General features: G+C 60.6%; 19 protein-coding genes. 9 read left to right on the top strand and 10 right to left on the bottom strand.

What is annotated here, in order from left to right; translation table 11 throughout:
- Positions 1-29 precede the first annotated feature (29 nt).
- On the bottom strand, positions 30-1,451 hold the full coding sequence (locus AB4P96_RS08280) for an amino acid permease (protein ID WP_017139166.1): 1,422 nt from the start codon (positions 1,449-1,451) through the stop codon (positions 30-32).
- A 647-nt stretch (positions 1,452-2,098) separates the two neighbouring features.
- On the opposite strand from AB4P96_RS08280, the gene AB4P96_RS08275 reads away from it, so the two are divergent.
- Positions 2,099-2,236 carry a hypothetical protein gene (locus AB4P96_RS08275; protein WP_003175756.1) on the top strand — a complete coding sequence of 46 codons (138 nt, stop codon included), beginning with the start codon at positions 2,099-2,101 and terminating at the stop codon, positions 2,234-2,236.
- Positions 2,237-2,309: 73 nt separating this feature from the next.
- Positions 2,310-3,269 carry a hypothetical protein gene (locus AB4P96_RS08270; RefSeq protein ID WP_017139165.1) on the top strand — a complete coding sequence of 320 codons (960 nt, stop codon included), beginning with the start codon at positions 2,310-2,312 and terminating at the stop codon, positions 3,267-3,269.
- A 192-nt stretch (positions 3,270-3,461) separates the two neighbouring features.
- Here AB4P96_RS08270 and rluB read toward each other — a convergent pair whose 3' ends face one another.
- From rluB to AB4P96_RS08240, 6 genes are all read right to left on the bottom strand, one after another.
- A complete protein-coding gene (rluB, locus tag AB4P96_RS08265; protein ID WP_017139164.1) occupies positions 3,462-4,685 on the bottom strand; it encodes a 23S rRNA pseudouridine(2605) synthase RluB in 1,224 nt (407 codons plus the stop codon).
- A gap of 144 nt (positions 4,686-4,829) precedes the next feature.
- A complete protein-coding gene (locus tag AB4P96_RS08260) occupies positions 4,830-5,021 on the bottom strand; it encodes a DUF1289 domain-containing protein (protein ID WP_138454185.1) in 192 nt (63 codons plus the stop codon).
- A gap of 142 nt (positions 5,022-5,163) precedes the next feature.
- Positions 5,164-6,114: an SMC-Scp complex subunit ScpB gene (gene scpB, locus AB4P96_RS08255; protein ID WP_395600667.1), complete on the bottom strand. Its 951-nt coding sequence runs from the start codon at positions 6,112-6,114 to the stop codon at positions 5,164-5,166.
- 12 nt (positions 6,115-6,126) lie between these two features.
- Positions 6,127-6,825, bottom strand: a complete 699-nt coding sequence (locus AB4P96_RS08250) for a ScpA family protein (protein WP_169875663.1) — start codon at positions 6,823-6,825, stop codon at positions 6,127-6,129.
- Positions 6,826-6,945: 120 nt separating this feature from the next.
- Positions 6,946-7,575, bottom strand: a complete 630-nt coding sequence (locus AB4P96_RS08245; RefSeq protein WP_017139161.1) for an L-threonylcarbamoyladenylate synthase — start codon at positions 7,573-7,575, stop codon at positions 6,946-6,948.
- Between the two features lie 13 nt (positions 7,576-7,588).
- Positions 7,589-8,452, bottom strand: coding sequence for a PHP domain-containing protein (locus AB4P96_RS08240; RefSeq protein WP_099549411.1), 864 nt, complete (start codon positions 8,450-8,452; stop codon positions 7,589-7,591).
- Between the two features lie 87 nt (positions 8,453-8,539).
- Here AB4P96_RS08240 and AB4P96_RS08235 point away from each other — a divergent pair, with 87 nt between their 5' ends.
- From AB4P96_RS08235 to AB4P96_RS08205, 7 genes are all read left to right on the top strand, one after another.
- Positions 8,540-9,136 (top strand): septation protein A, encoded by a 597-nt coding sequence (locus AB4P96_RS08235; RefSeq protein ID WP_099549410.1) that lies wholly within the window; start codon positions 8,540-8,542, stop codon positions 9,134-9,136.
- Between the two features lies 1 nt (position 9,137).
- A complete protein-coding gene (locus AB4P96_RS08230) occupies positions 9,138-9,437 on the top strand; it encodes a YciI family protein (protein WP_017139159.1) in 300 nt (99 codons plus the stop codon).
- A gap of 106 nt (positions 9,438-9,543) precedes the next feature.
- A complete protein-coding gene (locus AB4P96_RS08225) occupies positions 9,544-9,951 on the top strand; it encodes a translation initiation factor 2 (RefSeq protein ID WP_176991485.1) in 408 nt (135 codons plus the stop codon).
- Between the two features lie 7 nt (positions 9,952-9,958).
- Positions 9,959-10,636, top strand: a complete 678-nt coding sequence (locus AB4P96_RS08220; RefSeq protein ID WP_017139157.1) for a response regulator transcription factor — start codon at positions 9,959-9,961, stop codon at positions 10,634-10,636.
- A gap of 368 nt (positions 10,637-11,004) precedes the next feature.
- Positions 11,005-11,469: an LTXXQ domain-containing protein gene (locus tag AB4P96_RS08215; protein WP_017139156.1), complete on the top strand. Its 465-nt coding sequence runs from the start codon at positions 11,005-11,007 to the stop codon at positions 11,467-11,469.
- A 67-nt stretch (positions 11,470-11,536) separates the two neighbouring features.
- A complete protein-coding gene (locus tag AB4P96_RS08210) occupies positions 11,537-12,880 on the top strand; it encodes a sensor histidine kinase (RefSeq protein ID WP_395600666.1) in 1,344 nt (447 codons plus the stop codon).
- Positions 12,881-12,920: 40 nt separating this feature from the next.
- On the top strand, positions 12,921-14,270 hold the full coding sequence (locus AB4P96_RS08205; RefSeq protein WP_395600665.1) for a CoA transferase: 1,350 nt from the start codon (positions 12,921-12,923) through the stop codon (positions 14,268-14,270).
- A gap of 135 nt (positions 14,271-14,405) precedes the next feature.
- Here AB4P96_RS08205 and AB4P96_RS08200 read toward each other — a convergent pair whose 3' ends face one another.
- The 3 genes from AB4P96_RS08200 to arcD form a co-directional block, all read right to left on the bottom strand.
- Positions 14,406-15,323, bottom strand: coding sequence for an IS110 family transposase (locus AB4P96_RS08200; RefSeq protein ID WP_017139096.1), 918 nt, complete (start codon positions 15,321-15,323; stop codon positions 14,406-14,408).
- Between the two features lie 380 nt (positions 15,324-15,703).
- A complete protein-coding gene (locus AB4P96_RS08195; protein ID WP_395600664.1) occupies positions 15,704-16,567 on the bottom strand; it encodes a DNA-3-methyladenine glycosylase family protein in 864 nt (287 codons plus the stop codon).
- Positions 16,564-17,991 carry an arginine-ornithine antiporter gene (arcD, locus tag AB4P96_RS08190; protein WP_056858596.1) on the bottom strand — a complete coding sequence of 476 codons (1,428 nt, stop codon included), beginning with the start codon at positions 17,989-17,991 and terminating at the stop codon, positions 16,564-16,566. Before arcD ends, AB4P96_RS08195 begins: the two co-directional genes overlap by 4 nt.
- Positions 17,992-18,054: the final 63 nt, after the last annotated feature.

Genomic DNA, 18,054 nt, shown 5'->3' with positions numbered 1-18,054 from the left:
AGGGGTATTAATCGCCGATGGAGCGTCGCTTACTTCAGCGCTGCATTTGCCGTGGTCAATGCGGCTTCAGCACTGCGCTTGTTCTTGATCCAGTAACACACCGCCATGAACGCTACCCACACCGGGATTGCGTATACCGACACCTGAATCCCCGGAATCATCAGCATGATCACCAGGATAAACACCACGAACGCCAGGCAGATGTAATTGCCATACGGATACCACAGCGCCTTGAACAGCGGCACCTGGCCGGTGCGGTTCATGTGTTGGCGGAACTTGAAGTGCGAAAAGCTGATCATCGCCCAGTTGATTACCAGGGTGGCAACCACCAGCGACATCAACAACTCCAGCGCGTGTTGCGGGATGAAGTAGTTCATCAACACCGCCACCAGAGTGACCGCTGCCGAGGCGAGGATCGAGCGCACCGGCACGCCGCGCTTGTCGATTTTGGCCAATGCCTTGGGCGCGTCGCCCTGCTCAGCCATGCCCAGCAGCATGCGGCTGTTGCAGTAGGTGCCACTGTTGTACACCGACAATGCCGCCGTCAGCACCACAAAGTTGAGGATGTGCGCGGCGGTGTTGCTGCCCAGCATCGAGAACACCTGCACGAATGGGCTGCCGCTGTAGGCATCGCCGGACGCGTTAAGGGTCGCCAGCAGGCTGTCCCACGGCGTCAGCGACAACAGCACCACCAGGGCGCCGATGTAGAAAATCAGGATGCGGTAGATCACCTGATTGATCGCCTTGGGGATCACCGTACGTGGCTGATCGGCCTCAGCAGCGGTAAAACCGAGCATTTCCAGACCACCGAACGAGAACATGATGATCGCCATGGCCATCACCAAACCGCCGACGCCATGGGGGAAGAACCCACCGTGGTCCCACAGGTTGCTCACCGACGCTTGCGGACCGCCGCTGCCGCTGACCAGCAAATAGCTGCCCAGGGCAATCATGCCGACGATAGCCACGACTTTGATGATGGCGAACCAGAATTCGGCCTCACCGAAGACTTTGACGTTGGCCAGGTTGATCAGGTTGATCAATACGAAGAACGCCGCCGCCGAGACCCAGGTCGGGATCTCTGGCCACCAGTAGTGCACATACTTGCCGACCGCAGTCAGCTCCGACATGCCTACCAGGATGTACAAAATCCAGCAGTTCCAGCCCGACAGGAAGCCGGCGAAACCGCCCCAGTACTTATGGGCAAAGTGGCTGAAGGAACCGGCGACCGGCTCTTCGACGATCATTTCGCCGAGCTGGCGCATGATCATGAAGGCGATGAAGCCGCAGATGGCATAACCCAGGATCATCGAAGGGCCGGCGGATTTGAGCACGCCGGCCGAGCCCAGGAACAGGCCGGTGCCGATGGCGCCACCGAGGGCGATCAACTGGATATGCCGATTTTTCAGGCCGCGTTTCAGCTCGCCTGAAGAAGATTGGGGTCCACTCATGAAAAGGGTCTCACGCAAGGTTTGAGAATGTCGAATGCAGGTTGCTGCCTTGAATTACCGACTCAAGCAGCGCCGCTCAAACCCCAGCGCAGGCACCAGGAGTACAGCGTCTTTCTAACGGTCATGCGTCACCTGTTTGTTTTTATCTGTGACGAAATCGAACCCGTCCGACTCGTGGCCGCACGGAGTGATCAGGGTGGGTAAACCCTGAGGTCTTGGCCTTTTGCGTGGATACGCAAGGGAGTCACAGTAAAACGCGGCGCATTGTACACCGCTCGACAGCTTCAGCACGCCCCAACAGAGTGCACACACCAAACTGTAAGCTAATCCTTACAGCTGGACGGCACTCAGTAACACCCGGACAAACTCGTAAATTAAACGTTACACCCCGGAAAATCAGCGTTACAGGCAGACTTTTTCGTCAGCTAACGGAAAACTGTCAGTGGGAAGTTTTTGAAAAATCGGTTCAGCCAATTTGCTGTTTTTTCTGGATAAAAAAACACACTGAAAAAACAGAAGAAAAAATTCAAATGAGACCGTGTCAATAAATATTTTGCATTTCCAAACACTCTCTCCTAGGTTCTTTCACTTGCCAGCGAAGCCCGTTGGCAAGCCGTTCTCAAACAACGTCCTCTAGGAGAAATACCATGCAAGCACTGGAAAACGACCTGGAAACCGAACTGCAACTCGACGATTGGTTTGAAGCGCCGACCCATGAGGCCGCCGTTGAAATGATGCAAGCCGATGCCGTCGTGCCCTTTGGCACTGCGATGTGGCCTTTCTAACACCCGGCAGGCATCCGGCAGGTGCTGTGCACGGCACCTGCCCCCTTACCCAAGGCACAGAAGGACACCCGTCATGGACAAGGCCCGCGCCGTCGAACACTTCCTCTACTACCTCGCACACCACCCGGCACTCAACGGCCTGAGCCGCCCGACGGTGTTGCTGGGCCATACCGAGCGCTACGACGCCATCGCCGAAGCAATCACCCACAGCAGCGCCGCACGCTTCAACTTCCAATGCCAGCGCCTGGACCTCACGCCCAGCGACACCCTGGCCCACGCCATCGAAGCCTGCGACCTGTACCTGTTTCTGTATGACTCTTCGACCCTGCCCAACCCACGTGCCGAAGGCCCGGATTTTATTCGCGCCCTGCAAGGCGTGATGGCCGAACACTGGAAGAAATCCCTGCTGTTCAAGGATTATGGCGACTATTTCTACGACACCTTCAGCGTCGAGCCGCAGCGCATCGCCGACCTCAACGCTACGCTGATCCGGCGCATGTCCCAGGCCAACGTGCTGAGCTTTACCGACAAACACGGCTCCCGCCTTGAAGCGCCACTGAGCAGCATCAAGAAGTGGACCAATATCAACGGGGTCGGCAACCACGACCTGGCACCAGGCGAAATCGCCACCCACAGCGAAGCCATCAATGGCCAGGTGCGGTTTGTTGGCACCTTCCTCAGCACCATCCCGTTTGCGCGCAAATACGGCGTGCTGCAATCACCGCTGGAGCTGTGGATCGAAAACTCGACGGTTTGCAGCGTGGCCAGCGAGGTGCCAGGGCTGGCGGACGACTTCAATAAATACCTGAATGCCAACCCGTCCAACCGCCGCGTGGAGGAATTGGGGATTGGCACCAACGAGGGCGTAAAAGACTTGTATGCACGCAATGCCGGCTTCGAGGAGCGCCATTGCGGCCTGCACCTGGGCTTGGGTGGCGGGCAGAAAGGCAGCCATCACTTGGATCTGATATTCGCCAGCGGGGTGTTGGCGCTGGATGACAAGCCAGTGTTTGATGGCAGATTTGCGTTCTAAACACACCTCGTTGAAACAAAGCGGATCCCTGTGGGAGCTGGCTTGTCTGCGATAGCATCACTGCGGTTTGCCTGGTAAACCGAGGTGCCCGCATCGCAGGCAAGCCAGCTCCCACACTTGATTGGGTTACCAACTTTCAGAGCAAAAAAAACGCCAACCCTAAGGTTGGCGTTTTTTTATACAGCGGTTAAATCACTGCGGCTTCTTGCGACCAAACCCCGGACGCTGACCGGAACCGGCCGGCGCGCCACGGCGCTTGCCCGACGGCTCGTCGGCGACCAGTTTCGGGCCGGGGCGCTTGTTCGCCGCTGGCTTGGCTGGGCGCTTGGTGCTGGCGTTGTCCGCTGGGCGGTCCGCTTCACCACGGTTGCTACGGCCGCCGCTTGGCGCTTCACCACGGGCAGGACGCGGGGTGCGTGGCGCACGCTCGCCTTCCTGACGCGATGGCGCGGTTGGGCGACGCTCGCCTTCGATGTGCGGCTCACGGGAGATACGCCCACCGGTCGCCGGTGCATTCAGCGCCGGGCGCAAGGTGCGTGCAACACGCTCGGTACGCGCCACAGGACGCGAAGATTTACGCTGCATACGCTCAAGCTTGTCTTTGCTCTTGGCGTTCATCTGCGGCATGGCCACCGGCGTCAGGCCGACTTCGGCACTGAGGATGTCGACTTCGTACTGGCTCATTTCGCGCCAGCGGCCCATCGGCAGGTCGGAGTTGAGGAACACCGGGCCGAAACGCACGCGCTTCAGGCGGCTGACCACCAGGCCCTGGGATTCCCACAGGCGACGTACTTCACGGTTACGGCCTTCCATCACCACGCAGTGGTACCAGTGGTTGAAACCTTCGCCACCGGGCGCCTGCTTGATGTCGGTGAACTTGGCCGGGCCGTCTTCCAGCACCACGCCAGCCTTCAGGCGTTCGATCATCTCGTCATCGACTTCGCCGCGTACACGTACAGCGTACTCACGGTCCATCTCGTAGGACGGGTGCATCAAGCGGTTGGCCAGCTCACCGTCGGTGGTGAACATCAGCAAGCCAGTGGTGTTGATGTCCAGGCGGCCGATGTTGATCCAGCGGCCTTCTTTGGGCTTGGGCATCTTGTCGAACACGGTCGGACGGCCTTCCGGGTCGTCACGGGTGCAGATCTCGCCGTCGGGCTTGTTGTACATGATCACGCGGCGCACCGATTCGGCGGCCTCTTCACGCTTGATGACTTTGCCATCAATGGTGATTGCATCGTGCAGGTCGACGCGCTGGCCGAGGGTAGCCTCGACGCCATTGACCTTGATGCGCTTCTGGGTGATCCAGGCTTCGACGTCGCGGCGTGAGCCCACGCCGATACGCGCCAGCACCTTTTGCAGTTTTTCGCCTGCTGGGCCGATTTCCTGGCTGTCGTTCTGGTCTTGGTCGTTCATCTTAAGCACCTCCCGGTGGGTCGATTCAGGCGTGGCCTGAAGAGTATTGAAAGCGGGGCTTTGGCCGAATAGATCGGCAAAGGGTCGCGAATCATACGCGCATGGCGCGGGTTTCGCATCACAGACTAGTCGATAAGGCCCAAGTCATTTGCTTTTCCGCCGACCGGTGGCGCCCAGGGCCAGCAGGCGCAGCTCGGCTTCGGCCAGAACGGTGCGTTTGTCGGTTTTGTCGAGCTTCTTCCAGGCGCGGATTTCGCGCTTGCTGCGGCCACAGCCGACGCAGATGTCATCGGCGAATTTGCAGATGCTGATGCAAGGGTCTTTGGTGGAACTCATTTGAATCCTCCCAGTAAGCTGGCTTTTCTGTGGGAGCTGGCTTGCCTGCGATGGCATCACCTCGGTACAACCGACAGACCGGGGCGCCCGCATCGCAGGCAAGCCAGCTCCCACAGGGTTTCCATGTGTCTGGCAGACCGGGTCAGTCCTCAAACTGGCGCCGTTCGGCTTCGATGGCTTCAGCCAGCGCCCGGGCTTCGTCTTCCTCGTCGCTCAGCGGCGGCTGTTCAAGGGCGGCAACGGCGGCCAAGAGTTTTTCACGGGCTTGAGCCACGCCGAGGATATCTTCTTCCGGTTCCGGTTCCGGTTCCGGTTCCGGTTCCGGTTCGACTTCAGCTTCAACCTCAACGTTCACCTGGGTTTCAGGCTCAGCCGCGCCATCACGCAGCAAGTCATCAAAGTCAGTCTTGATGCCCTGCTCCATATCATCCAGTTCAAGCAGCAAGGTATGGAAACTGGTTTCGTCCTTCGGCTCTTCCGGCTCGGCGGTGGCGTCGGCCAGCTCCTGCAGGCTGGCCGGCACCGGCGCGTCGTCGAAGTCGAGCACCGGCTCGGCTTCCATCTCGCGCAGTTCGGCAAGCGGCGGCAGGTCGTCGAGGTTTTTCAGGTTGAAGTGGTCGAGAAACACCTTGGTGGTGGCAAACATCGCCGGTTTGCCGGGCACGTCGCGGTAGCCGACGATGCGGATCCACTCGCGCTCCAGCAGTGTCTTGACGATATGGCTGTTGACCGCCACACCCCGCACATCCTCAATCTCGCCCCGCGTGATGGGCTGGCGGTAGGCAATCAGTGCCATGGTCTCCAGCATCGCGCGGGAATAACGCTGCGGGCGCTCTTCCCACAAGCGGCCGACCCACGGGGAAAATTTCTCACGGATCTGCAAGCGATAACCTGACGCCACTTCGCGCAGTTCAAAGGCGCGGCCGTCGCAGGACTTGCGCAGAATCTCCAGCGCCTTCTTGAACACCGGTGGTTCAGGGCGCTCGGCCTCTTCAAACAACTCGAACAAGCGTTCCAGGGATTGCGGTTTACCCGAGGCCAGGAGAAAGGCTTCCAGCAAGGGCGCCAGTTCGCGGGGTTCAGTCAGATTCATCGATTCAGCTCTTTATTCGGCTCGCGCCCGCACGTGGATAGCCGCAAAAGGCTCATTCTGGACCAGCTCGACCAAGGATTCCTTGACCAGTTCGAGGATGGCCATAAAGGTCACCACCACCCCCAGGCGCCCTTCCTCTTTGGTAAACAGCTCGACAAACGGCACAAAGCCGCCGCCCTTGAGGCGCTCCAGCACATCGCTCATGCGCTCGCGGGTCGACAGCGCTTCGCGGCTGACCTGGTGGCTTTCAAACATGTCACCCCGGCGCAGCACCTCGGCCATGGACATCAGCAATTCTTCCAGGCTCACATCCGGCAACAGCTTGCGCGCCCGGGCTTCCGGGGCATCGAGCTTGGGCACCACCACATCACGGCCCACGCGGCTCAAGCCGTCGATGCCTTCGGCGGCGGCCTTGAAGCGTTCATATTCTTGCAGACGGCGGATCAGCTCGGCCCGCGGGTCGTCTTCTTCGGCCTCAATGGTCTCGGAACGCGGCAACAGCATGCGCGACTTGATCTCGGCGAGCATGGCGGCCATCACCAGGTACTCGGCGGCCAATTCCAGGCGTACCGACTGCATCAACTCGACATACCCCATGTACTGGCGAGTGATTTCTGCCACCGGGATGTCGAGGATATTGATGTTCTGCTTGCGAATCAGGTACAGCAGCAAATCCAGCGGGCCTTCGAAGGCCTCAAGAAAGACCTCCAGCGCATCCGGCGGAATATACAGGTCCAGCGGCATTTCCATGACCGCCTGGCCATACACCATGGCAAATGGCAGTTCCTGCTGGGCGCCCGCCTGGGGATCAGCGGTTTCCACGGCCGACATTCAGGCCTCGACCATAAACGGCGTCGGGTCGCCGCAGCCCACGCGTACCACTTCCGGCTCGCCGTCGGCCAGGTTGATCACAGTGGACGCCTTGTTGCCGCCGTAGCCGCCGTCAATGATCAGATCGACGTGTTTTTCCAGCAGGCGGCGCATCTCGTAAGGGTCGTACAGCGGCTCTTCTTCACCGGGCAAAATCAGCGACACGCTCATCAACGGCTCACCCAGTTCTGCCAGCAACGCCAGGGCAATCGGGTGCTCGGGCACACGCAGGCCGATGGTGCGCTTTTTGGGGTGCAGCAACAGGCGCGGCACTTCGCGGGTGGCATTCAGAATAAAGGTGTACGGCCCCGGCGTGTGCGCCTTGAGCAGGCGGAAGGTGCCGGTGTCGACTTTGGCGAACAGCCCCAGTTGCGACAAGTCGCTGCAGATCAGCGCAAAGTTGTGGTTTTTGTCCAGGTCACGCAGGCGTCTGACCCGTTCAACTGCGCTCTTGTCGCCGATCTGGCAACCAATGGCATAGGACGAATCCGTTGGGTAGATCACCACGCCACCGGCGCGAATGATCTCCACGGCCTGTTTAATCAGGCGCGCTTGAGGGTTTTCCGGATGAATCTGGAAGAATTGACTCACGTGTTCTACCTGTTCAGACGGTGGCAATAATGGGGTCATGCTTGAATCGCCCCCACAACAGCGGCAAGTCTTCCGGGACCTGGCGGTACTCGCCAATCTCGGACCAGCCGCCTGGGCCATGAAAATCACTGCCGGCGCTGACCAGCAGACCAAATTCGCGAGCAAGAATCGCCAGGCTGCCCACCTGCTCAGCGGGTTGATGCCCGTTGACCACTTCGATTGCGTGGCCGCCCGCTCCAATATAGTCGGCAATCAGCTTGCGGCGCTTGCTGCGGGTGAAATCGTAATGCCAGGGATGCGCCAGGCTCACCCAGGCTCCGGAGGCACGCAATGTGCCGACGGTATCTTCCAGCGTCGGCCAGTGTTGCTTCACATCACCCAACTTGCCGGCGCCCAGCCATTTGCGAAACGCTTCGGCGCGGTCCTTGACGAAACCTTCACGCACCATCCAGTCGGCAAAGTGCGGGCGGGCCGGTGCGTTGCCGCTGTCGCCCAGCTCTTGCTGGATGGCGCGGGCGCCGTCGAGCGCATTGGGCATGCCTTTAAGGCTGAGCTTGCGGCTTATTTCTTCGGACCTCAGCCAACGGCCATCGTGCAATTGGGCGATGGCCGCCACCAAAGGCGCGGCGTTTTGATCGAAGCCGTAGCCGAGCACATGAATGGTGGCGCCGCCCCAGGTACAGGACAATTCCACGCCGTTGACCAGTTGCATGCCCAAGGCATGCGCCGCCGTGCGGGCCTCGTCGAGGCCTTCGAGGGTGTCGTGGTCGGTCAACGACAAGACTCGCACGCCTTTTTCAAACGCACGCGCAACCAGTACCGCGGGCGCCAGGGCGCCATCGGAGGCCGTGCTGTGGCAGTGCAAATCAACATTCACGGGAGTGTGTAACCTCAAGTCAGCTGGCGCTTTCGCTACCAAGGATGTTTGTTATTATGCCGCCACATCCAGCTTCTGGCTCTTACTGTGAAACAATTCATCGACTTCATCCCGCTGTTGCTGTTTTTCATCGTTACCAAACTCGACCCCAGGGTCATCGATATCGCCGGTCATCCGCTCTCGTTCGGGGGCATCTACAGCGCCACTGCCGTGCTGATCGTCAGTTCTATCGTAGTCTACGGCGCCATTTTCATTTCCCAGCGCAAACTGGAAAAAAGCCAATGGCTCACCCTGGTTGCCTGCCTGGTGTTCGGCGGCCTGACCCTGGCCTTTCACAGCGAAACCTTCCTTAAATGGAAAGCCCCGGTAGTGAACTGGCTGTTCGCGCTGGTGTTTATCGGCAGCCACTTCATTGGTGACCGCTTGTTGATCAAGCGCATCATGGGCCACGCGCTGACCCTGCCGGAGCCGGTATGGACGCGTTTGAACGTGGCCTGGATCGTGTTTTTCCTGTTCTGCGGCGCCGCCAACCTGTTCGTGGCCTTTACCTTCCAGGATTACTGGGTCGACTTCAAAGTCTTCGGTAGCCTGGGCATGACCGTATTGTTCCTGATCGGCCAAGGTATCTACCTGTCGCGCCATCTGCATGACACCGCCCCTACCACGCCGAAAACCGAGGACTGACATGCTCTACGCCATCATTGCCACCGACGTTGCCGATTCGCTGGAAAAACGCCTGAGCGTGCGTCCGGCGCACGTTGAGCGCCTGAAAACCCTGCAAGCCGAAGGTCGCCTGGTGATCGCAGGCCCGCACCCGGCCGTCGACAGCAATGACCCAGGCGCCGCCGGCTTCACCGGCAGCCTGATCATTGCCGAGTTCGCCTCCCTTGCCGACGCAAAGGCCTGGGCCAACGCCGACCCGTACATCGCCGCAGGCGTCTACGCTGATGTAGTGATCAAGCCGTTCAAGCAAGTCCTGCCTTAAGCCCGGCTGCGCTGAACCTAATCGGTTCGGCGCGCTCCTAATTGCTCATTATTCTCGGTAACCTGCCGACAACGTTCTGAATATTCGTGTGGAATCAGGAGTTCCGATGCGCTTACGTCCGTTGTGTCTGTTGGCAGTGTTAATGATCGGGGCAAGCGCCCACGCTGAAGAAACCTCGAACACTGGCAGCTCCACGCCCTTGTCCCTGGCCGCCGGCAGCCAGATCACCGAGTTGCAGCAACGCTTGAAAGAAAGCGAACGGCTGCGTGAAGAACTGAGCAAACAACTGCAAAGTGCAGATACTGCTCGCGAAAGCGCCCAACTGAGTCGCTTGCGCCAGGAGAACCAACGCCTGGTCCAGCAACTCAAAGAGACACAAGGCGGCGCCTTGACCCGCTGGCTGACCGAGCAACAACAGTGGTTTGTCACGGGCGCGGCCGTCGCACTGATCGCCCTGCTGTGCGGGATCTTCGCCAGTGGTGGGCACCGTCGCCGTCGACAATGGCTAAATTGAGTGAGTCATGAGCGAGCTGTTACTGATAGATGATGACCAGGAGCTGTGTGAGCTGCTGACCAGTTGGTTGAGCCAGGAGGGTTTCCAGGTGCGCGCCTGCCACGATGGCGTGAGCGCGCGCAAAGCCCTGGCCGAAGCCGCTCCCGCCGCCGTCGTGCTTGACGTGATGCTGCCGGATGGCAGCGGCCTGGAGTTGCTCAAGCAATTGCGCAATGACCACCCGGAATTGCCGGTGGTGATGCTCTCGGCCCGTGGCGAACCGCTGGACCGTATCCTCGGCCTGGAACTGGGTGCCGACGATTACCTGGCCAAGCCCTGTGACCCGCGCGAGCTGACTGCGCGCCTGCGCGCCGTGCTGCGCCGCAGCCACCCGGCCGCCGTGTCGACGCAGATGGAACTGGGCGATTTGTGCTTCAGCCCGGTGCGCGGTGTGGTCAGCATCGACGAGCAGGAATTCACCCTCACCGTGTCCGAAAGCCGCCTGCTCGAAGCCTTGCTGCGCCAGCCCGGCGAGCCGCTGGACAAGCAGGAACTGGCGCAGATCGCCCTGGGCCGCAAGCTCACTCTGTACGACCGCAGCCTGGACATGCACGTGAGCAACCTGCGCAAAAAGATCGGCCCACACCCGGATGGTCGGCCACGGATCGTGGCGCTGCGCAGCCGCGGCTACTACTACAGCCTTTAAAGATCGTTTAAAGATCGTTCCCACGCTCCGCGTGGTAATGCCGCCGGGGACGCTCTGCGTCCCGCTGTGTACGCCGGTGACGCAGAGCGTCACGGTATGCATTCCCACGCAGAGCGTGGGAACGATCAATTGCCCAGTGGGAGCTGGCTTGCCTGCGATAGCGTAGGGTCAGCTTGCATCTATGTAGCTGACCCGCCGCATTCGCAGGCAAGCCAGCTCCCACACTTGATCGCATCAATCCGACAGTTTTGTCAGTTCACATCAAAACCCTCTTTACCCAAGCTTTACCCTCCCCTGACCGCCGCTGACCTTGCGCTGCGTAACCTACTCACATCCGGACTCACCGGAATAGAGACAGGAGAAACACCATGCGCAAGACCCTTATCGCTCTGATGTTCGCCGCTGCCCTGCCGACCGTTGCCATGGCCGCAATGCCAGAAGGCCCAGGCCCGATGGGCGGCCCAGAAGGCCACATGATGGGTGGCCCGGGCCACGGCGGTGAACACGGTCCGCGTGGCAAAGGCGGCCCCTTCAGCCAGCTGGACCTGACCAAGGAACAGCGCCAGCAAATCGGCAAATTGATGGGTGACCAATGGCACGCCCGCAAAGACCTGGTCAAAAAGTACCTGGACAAGCTGCCGGCTGCTGACCAGAAAGCCATGCAGGATGAAATCGCCGCCGGCAAACAGAAAACCCAGGCTGACATCCGTGCCGTGCTAAAACCCGATCAACAGAAGAAATTCGACGAGATCGTCAAGAAGCAAGCCGAGCGCCGCGCCGAGTGGAAGGAATTCCAGGCCTGGAAAGCGCAACAGCCGCAAAAAGCGCAATAATGCTCTAGCGTTACCTCCCCAGCCCAGTGGCTCACGCCGCTGGGCTTTTCCTGCTTGAGGGTTTCCTGTGCGTTCATTGTTCTGGCGCATCCTGGCCAGTTTCTGGCTGGCCATCGCCTTGGTTGCCGGGCTGTCGATCCTGCTTGGGCACATGCTCAACCAGGACGCCTGGATTCTCAGCCGCCATCCCGGCCTCAACAACCTGGCGCAAGAGTGGACGCAACTCTACGAAGCCCAAGGTGAGGACGCCGCCCAGGATTTGCTGCAACAACGCAAACGCCAGTACCACATCGACGTGCAGGTACTCAACGAAAGCGGCGACCCGGTGGTACGCGGCACGTTCCCACGTCGCGCCGCCGCCTTCGAAGCCCGCCAGAATGACAACCAGGACAGCCACTTGCCCTGGCGCCGCCTGACCGCCGAGTACACCAGTGAAAAAACCGGGGACACGTACCTGCTGATCTACCGCATCCCCAACCCGGAACTGGACGCCTGGCACCGCAGCAGCCTGCTGTGGCCGTTTAGCGCGCTGGCGATTGCCCTGGTGGTACTGACGTTGTTCAGCCTGCTGGTGACCTTGTCCATCACCCGCCCACTCAGCCGCCTGCGCGGTGCGGTGCATGACCTGGGCCAGACCACCTATCAGCAAAACAGCCTGGCGCAACTGGCCAACCGCCGCGATGAGTTCGGCGTGCTCGCCACCGACTTCAACCGCATGGGCGCGCGCCTGCAAAGCCTGATCGGCAGCCAGCGCCAGTTGCTGCGCGATGTGTCCCACGAACTGCGCTCACCGCTGGCCCGACTGCGTATTGCCCTGGCCCTGGCCGAACGCGCCAGCCCGGAAGAACGCGAACGGCTGTGGCCGCGCCTGACCCGCGAGTGCGACCGCCTGGAAGCGCTGATCAGCGAGATTCTGGTGCTGGCCCGCGTGGATGCCGACAACGCCAGCGCCGAAGACGTCGACCTCACCCCACTGCTCAGGACCTTGCAAAAGGATGCCCAACTCAGTGCGCCGGAACAGATGGTGCAAATGAGCGCCGAACCCGAGCTGCACCTCAAGGGCTGGCCGACCATGATCGAGCGCGCCGTGGACAACCTGCTGCGTAACGCCCAGCGCTTTAACCCCGTGGGCCAGCCGATCGAGCTAAGCGCCCGGCACCAGGGCGAGCGCATCCTGATCAGCGTGCGCGACCACGGCCCCGGCGTTGAAGCCGAACACCTGAGCCAGTTGGGCGAGCCGTTTTATCGCGCGCCTGGCCAGGCCGCACAAGGCCACGGGCTGGGCCTGGCGATTGCCCGTCGCGCCGCCGAACGCCATGGCGGCAGCCTGATCCTGGGCAATCACCCGGACGGCGGTTTTATCGCCAGCATCGACTTGCCGTTGGAGCCGGGAGTGGTCACAGCCGTGTGAGGATCTTCTATAGTGGCCCTTCTCTAACGGAGGGCCTTTGATGACTGACCTGCTGACATCCATCCAAGCCGCACTCGATCTACCGCAAACCCCGCTGACGTTTACCGAGGCCGGCGCCCTGCCCTCGACCTTTGCCGTAACCGAACTGGCCAGCGCCAGCCTCGGCGCTGCCGGCCAGGCGGTTGCTCAACTTATCCAGCAACAGACCGGACGCTTGCCCAGCGTAAGCGTGGACCGGCGCCTCGCTTCCTTCTGGTTCTCCTCCTCGATTCGCCCGGTGGGCTGGCAAGTACCGCCGCTGTGGGACCCGGTAGCCGGCGACTACGCCAGCGCCGACGGCTGGATCCGTTTGCATACCAATGCGCCCCACCACCGTGCCGCTGCCGAGCGCGTGCTGGGCAAGGTCAAGGACCGCGCCGAGATGGCCAGTAAAGTCGCGACCTGGAACGCCGCCGAACTGGAGCAGGCGATCGTCGATGCCGGCGGTTGCGCGGCGCAGATGCGTACTTGGCGGGCCTGGCAAACCCATCCGCAAGGGTTGGCGGTGAACGCCGAGGCATTGGTGCAGCGCCAGGCCTTCGACACCCCCTGCGACAAACCTTGGCTCGGCTCGGTGGCACGCCCACTGGCAGGCATCAAGGTGCTGGATTTGACCCGCGTGTTGGCCGGCCCCGTGGCCAGCCGTTTTCTCGCAGGTTTGGGCGCAGATGTACTGCGCATCGACTCGCCGACCTGGAACGAGCCCGGCGTAGTACCGGAAATGACCCTGGGCAAACGCTGCGCACGCCTGGACCTTAAAAGTGCTGAAGACCGCCAGGTGTTCGAAAGCTTGCTCAAGGACGCCGACATCCTGTTCCACGGCTACCGCGCCGACGCACTGGAGCAGTTGGGCTACACCGCCACTGAACTGCAAAACCTCGCCCCCGGCCTGATCGACGTGAGCCTCAACGCCTACGGCTGGAGCGGCCCGTGGCGTAACCGTCGCGGCTTCGACAGTTTGGTACAGATGAGCAGCGGGATTGCCGACGCTGGCATGGCGTGGAAACAGGCAGATAAACCGGTGCCGCTGCCGTTGCAGGCGCTGGATCATGCGACCGGGTATTTGATGGCGGCCAGTGCGATTCAAGCGTTGAGTGAGCGGCTGAAAACCGGGCGCGGTGGTTCGGCGCGGTTGTCATTGGCGCGCACGGCGAAGTTGCTGGTGGAGGCCGGGCACGTGCCGGAGCAGCCGGCGTTGCGGGCTGAAGAACCGGGCGATCAGGGCTTGGTGGTGGAGCAGACGGCGTGGGGCCAGGCGCATCGTTTGCTGGCGCCGGTGAGCATCAGTGGCACGCCGTTGCAGTGGGATTTGCCCGCCGGCGAATTGGGCTCACATCGGGCTCAGTGGTGACTTGAGATCGCTATCGCAGGCAAGCCAGCTCCCACATTGGATGTGTGAACACAGTCAAATGTGGGAGCTGGCTCTCACACATTGAAAGTGTGGCCACAGTCAAATGTGGGAGCAACTGTCTTAACCCACCGTCCGTCAGCGCCATTCTGTACCGTCTCGCAGCATGGCATTTAGTCTGATCAGCAGTATCCGCATGCAGGCGATGAGCGCGACTTTCGCGCTCTTGCCTCGCTCCCTTAGAGCCTCGTAGCGCGTTTTAAAGTCTGCTTGAAAGCGGATAACAACCCAACTCGACATGTATAACGCATGCCTGACACGGGTTCTTCCTCCGTATATCTGCCGTTTTCCATTGTGGTTTCCGCTGTCGTCGTTGTAAGGGGCTATGCCCGCTAACGCCGCCACTTCTCTGCGATCCAACTCGCCCAACTCCGGCAAGTAAACCAGCAAACTGGCGGCCGCGACTTTGCCAATCCCCTTCACAGACATGAGTCGCCTGGCCTTTTCTGCATCCAAATCAAACATGCCCTGAACGAGGTGTTTTTCCAGGGCTTTGATCTGCGCTTGCAGGTAGCGAATATGATCTTTGGTAGCGCTGACAACGGTTGGCAACTGAGCCTGCTGAAGTCGACGCTTATTGTCGTCGCGCTGCTGAACGAAGTGCTCACGTAATTGGATCAGTTCGCGCAGAGCTTCGCGCTCAGGAGAAATGACCTTTTCGTGAGACCCATGCAGCACTTCGGCAAAATCAGCCAGAACTGCCGCATCAATCGGGTCGGTCTTGGCATTTTTGCCCATGGCCACCGCGAAGGCTCTGGCCCGACGAGGATTGATTCGGAGCACTTGGAAATTCGTCTGTTGCAGTGCCGCCATGACCTGGCGCTCGTAGCCTCCCGTGGCCTCCAGCAATACCCGGCCAACCTCATAGCAGCTCAATCGTTTGATCAGCTCAACAAAGCCTTCAGATGTGTTTGGAATCTCGAAGCCTTCTTTCTGAGGTTGAACCCAGACAACAAGGTTTAATTTAGAGATATCGATGCCGACCCAGGAAATCATGGCAAAACCCTCTTACACTCAGGAGTGAGAGTGCTCTGGCTATGCCCACGCTTGTGATTCGAGTGGTGCTCGTCCAACTGTTCGGGCTTGTCGGCCAGAGTGGAAAGGTGGATGGCAGCTTTGCTCCCACTCGTGCTTCTAGCACCGCGGACTCACAGCTTGCCATCCACCCCTCTCACCTCAGAGTTTATTCCCAGATCAAGACACAAGCTGGCTCTCACACATTGAAAGTGTGGCCACAGTCAAATGTGGAAGCTGGCTCTCACACATTGAGAGTGTGGTCACAGTCAAATGTGGGAGCTGGCTCTCACACATTGAAAGTGTGGCCACAGTCAAATGTGGGAGCTGGCTTGCCTGCGATGAGGCCCTGACAGCCACCCTCAGTCCACCCGGCTCAACGACGTCCACAAATGCTGCGCCGCATACGCCCTTAAAGGCCGCCACGCCTCGGCACGCGCCAACAACTGCCGCGCCGACACCGGCCCGCCTTCCAGTGCCGCCAGCGCATTGATCAAGCCAATATCCCCCGACGCAAACGCATCCGGCTCACGCAACTGACGCATGGCGATGTACTGCGCGGTCCAGTCGCCGATTCCCGGCAAGGCCACCAGCCGCGCCACGCCGTCCTTGAGGTTGGCCTTGGGTGCAAATAACTGCGGATCATCCAGCAACGCCTGAGCCACACCTGACAAAGTACGGCCCCGCGCCTTGGGCATGCCCAAGGTCGCGAGGTCCGCCGCCGCCAAGACTTCGGCAACAGGAAACACATGGGTAATACCGGCATAGGGCGTTTGCAGCGGCTGGCCATACTGCGCCACCAATTTACCCGCCAGGCGAATGGCCGCGACCACCGTGATCTGCTGGCCCAGCACCGCACGAATCGCCAGTTCCAAACCGTCCCACGTCCCCGGTACACGCAGGCCAGGGCGGGCAGCCACCAGTTGTGCCATCAACGGGTCGGCGGCCAGCTGCGCATTGATCAACCCAGGCCGGGCGTCCAGATCGAACATGGCCCGCAGGCGCCGCTCGATCTCGGGCAGCGCCGCCGCGTCGGGGAACTCAACACCCACTTCCAGCCAATCGCCCGCACCCGGTGCCACGCTGATGCAGCCGTGCTGCCCGTTCACGCTGATGCTGCGCCGATACACGCCGGCCTCAACGGTCTCCAGCCCGGTGATGGCCCGCGCCGATAAAAAACCCAGCATTGCCGCCCAGTCATAGGGCGACTGATATGCCAATCTCACAACGACAACACCCCGCTATACAGCCCATAAGCCGCCAGCCCCGCGCCCGCGATCACGCAGCTGAAAATGCCCTTTTCCATGTGCGTAAACAAGGGCTGGCCCTGCTCGCGCTTGGCCAGGGCAAACAGGATCACGCCGGGCGCATACAACAGCGCCGAGAGCAGCAGGTACTTCAAGCCGCCGGCGTACAGCAGCCAGACGGCATAGCCAAGAGCGATCAGGCCGACCAGCAAATCCTTATAGCGCTGGCGCTGGGCACCGGCATAGGTTTCACCGCGCCCGCTCAACAGCACCGCGTAGGCCGCCGACCACAGGTAGGGCACCAGGATCATCGACGAGGCCAGGTAAATCAGGGTGGTGTAAGTGCTGTGGGAAAACAGCGTGATCACCAGGAACACCTGGATCATCAGGTTGGTCAGCCACAGCGCGTTGACCGGCACCCGGTTGGGGTTTTCCTTTTTCAGGAAGGCCGGCATGGTCTTGTCATGGGCAGTGGCGTAGAGGATTTCCGCACACAGCAGCGCCCATGAGAGCAAGGCGCCGAGCAGTGACACGGCCAACCCGATGCTGATCGCCATCGCGCCCCACGGCCCGACGATATGTTCCAGCACACCTGCCAGGGACGGGTTTTGCAATTGCGCCAGCTCCGGCTGGCTCATGATCCCCAGGGACAGCACATTCACCAGCACCAGCAGTGCCAGCACGCCGAGAAAGCCGATCACGGTGGCGCGGCCCACGTCCGAGCGCTTCTCGGCGCGCGCCGAATACACGCTGGCGCCCTCGATGCCGATAAACACGAACACGGTAACCAGCATCATGTTGCGCACCTGATCGACCACGCTGCCAAATTGCGGGTTGCCCAGGCCCCAGATATCACGGGTGAAAATATCCGCCTTGAACGCCACGGCGGCGATCACGATAAACATCAGCAACGGCACGATCTTCGCCACGGTGGTGATCTGGTTGATGAACGCCGCCTCCTTGATGCCGCGCAGCACCAGAAAATGCACGGCCCACAGCAGCAGTGAGGCGCAGCCGATGGCGACCGGCGTATTGCCCTGGCCGAACACCGGAAAAAAGTAGCCGAGGGTGCTGAACAGCAACACGAAATAACCGACGTTGCCCATCCACGCACTGATCCAATAACCCCAGGCCGACGAAAACCCCATGTAGTCACCGAACCCGGCCTTGGCATAGGCGTACACGCCGGAATCCAGTTCGGGTTTGCGATTGGCCAGGGTCTGGAACACAAACGCCAGGGTGAGCATGCCGACGGCGGTGATGGCCCAGCCGATCAGCACGGCGCCCACTTCGGCGCGTGCGGCCATGTTCTGCGGCAAAGAGAAAATCCCGCCGCCGATCATCGACCCCACCACCAGGGCAATCAACGCGCTGAGGCGTAGTTTCTCGGCCGGTTGGGACATGAAAACTCCTGAAATAAAATAGTTTGAGAGAACACGCGCGCACTCAACTAATTAACTCAGCGA

The sequence above is a fragment of the Pseudomonas sp. B19125 genome (genome assembly GCF_044218855.1).
Lineage (GTDB): Bacteria > Pseudomonadota > Gammaproteobacteria > Pseudomonadales > Pseudomonadaceae > Aquipseudomonas > Aquipseudomonas edaphica.
The sequence above is the reverse complement of the archived record's forward strand: the minus strand, read 5'-3'. Positions and strand labels throughout refer to the sequence as shown.

Coding starts and splice junctions, on each gene's coding strand:
- AB4P96_RS08280 (WP_017139166.1), bottom strand. CDS start 1,451: ATGAGTGGACCCCAATCTTCTTCAGGCGAGCTGAAACGCGGCCTGAAA.
- AB4P96_RS08275 (WP_003175756.1), top strand. CDS start 2,099: ATGCAAGCACTGGAAAACGACCTGGAAACCGAACTGCAACTCGACGAT.
- AB4P96_RS08270 (WP_017139165.1), top strand. CDS start 2,310: ATGGACAAGGCCCGCGCCGTCGAACACTTCCTCTACTACCTCGCACAC.
- rluB (WP_017139164.1), bottom strand. CDS start 4,685: ATGAACGACCAAGACCAGAACGACAGCCAGGAAATCGGCCCAGCAGGC.
- AB4P96_RS08260 (WP_138454185.1), bottom strand. CDS start 5,021: ATGAGTTCCACCAAAGACCCTTGCATCAGCATCTGCAAATTCGCCGAT.
- scpB (WP_395600667.1), bottom strand. CDS start 6,114: ATGAATCTGACTGAACCCCGCGAACTGGCGCCCTTGCTGGAAGCCTTT.
- AB4P96_RS08230 (WP_017139159.1), top strand. CDS start 9,138: ATGCTCTACGCCATCATTGCCACCGACGTTGCCGATTCGCTGGAAAAA.
- AB4P96_RS08225 (WP_176991485.1), top strand. CDS start 9,544: ATGCGCTTACGTCCGTTGTGTCTGTTGGCAGTGTTAATGATCGGGGCA.
- AB4P96_RS08220 (WP_017139157.1), top strand. CDS start 9,959: ATGAGCGAGCTGTTACTGATAGATGATGACCAGGAGCTGTGTGAGCTG.
- AB4P96_RS08215 (WP_017139156.1), top strand. CDS start 11,005: ATGCGCAAGACCCTTATCGCTCTGATGTTCGCCGCTGCCCTGCCGACC.
- AB4P96_RS08205 (WP_395600665.1), top strand. CDS start 12,921: ATGACTGACCTGCTGACATCCATCCAAGCCGCACTCGATCTACCGCAA.
- AB4P96_RS08200 (WP_017139096.1), bottom strand. CDS start 15,323: ATGATTTCCTGGGTCGGCATCGATATCTCTAAATTAAACCTTGTTGTC.
- arcD (WP_056858596.1), bottom strand. CDS start 17,991: ATGTCCCAACCGGCCGAGAAACTACGCCTCAGCGCGTTGATTGCCCTG.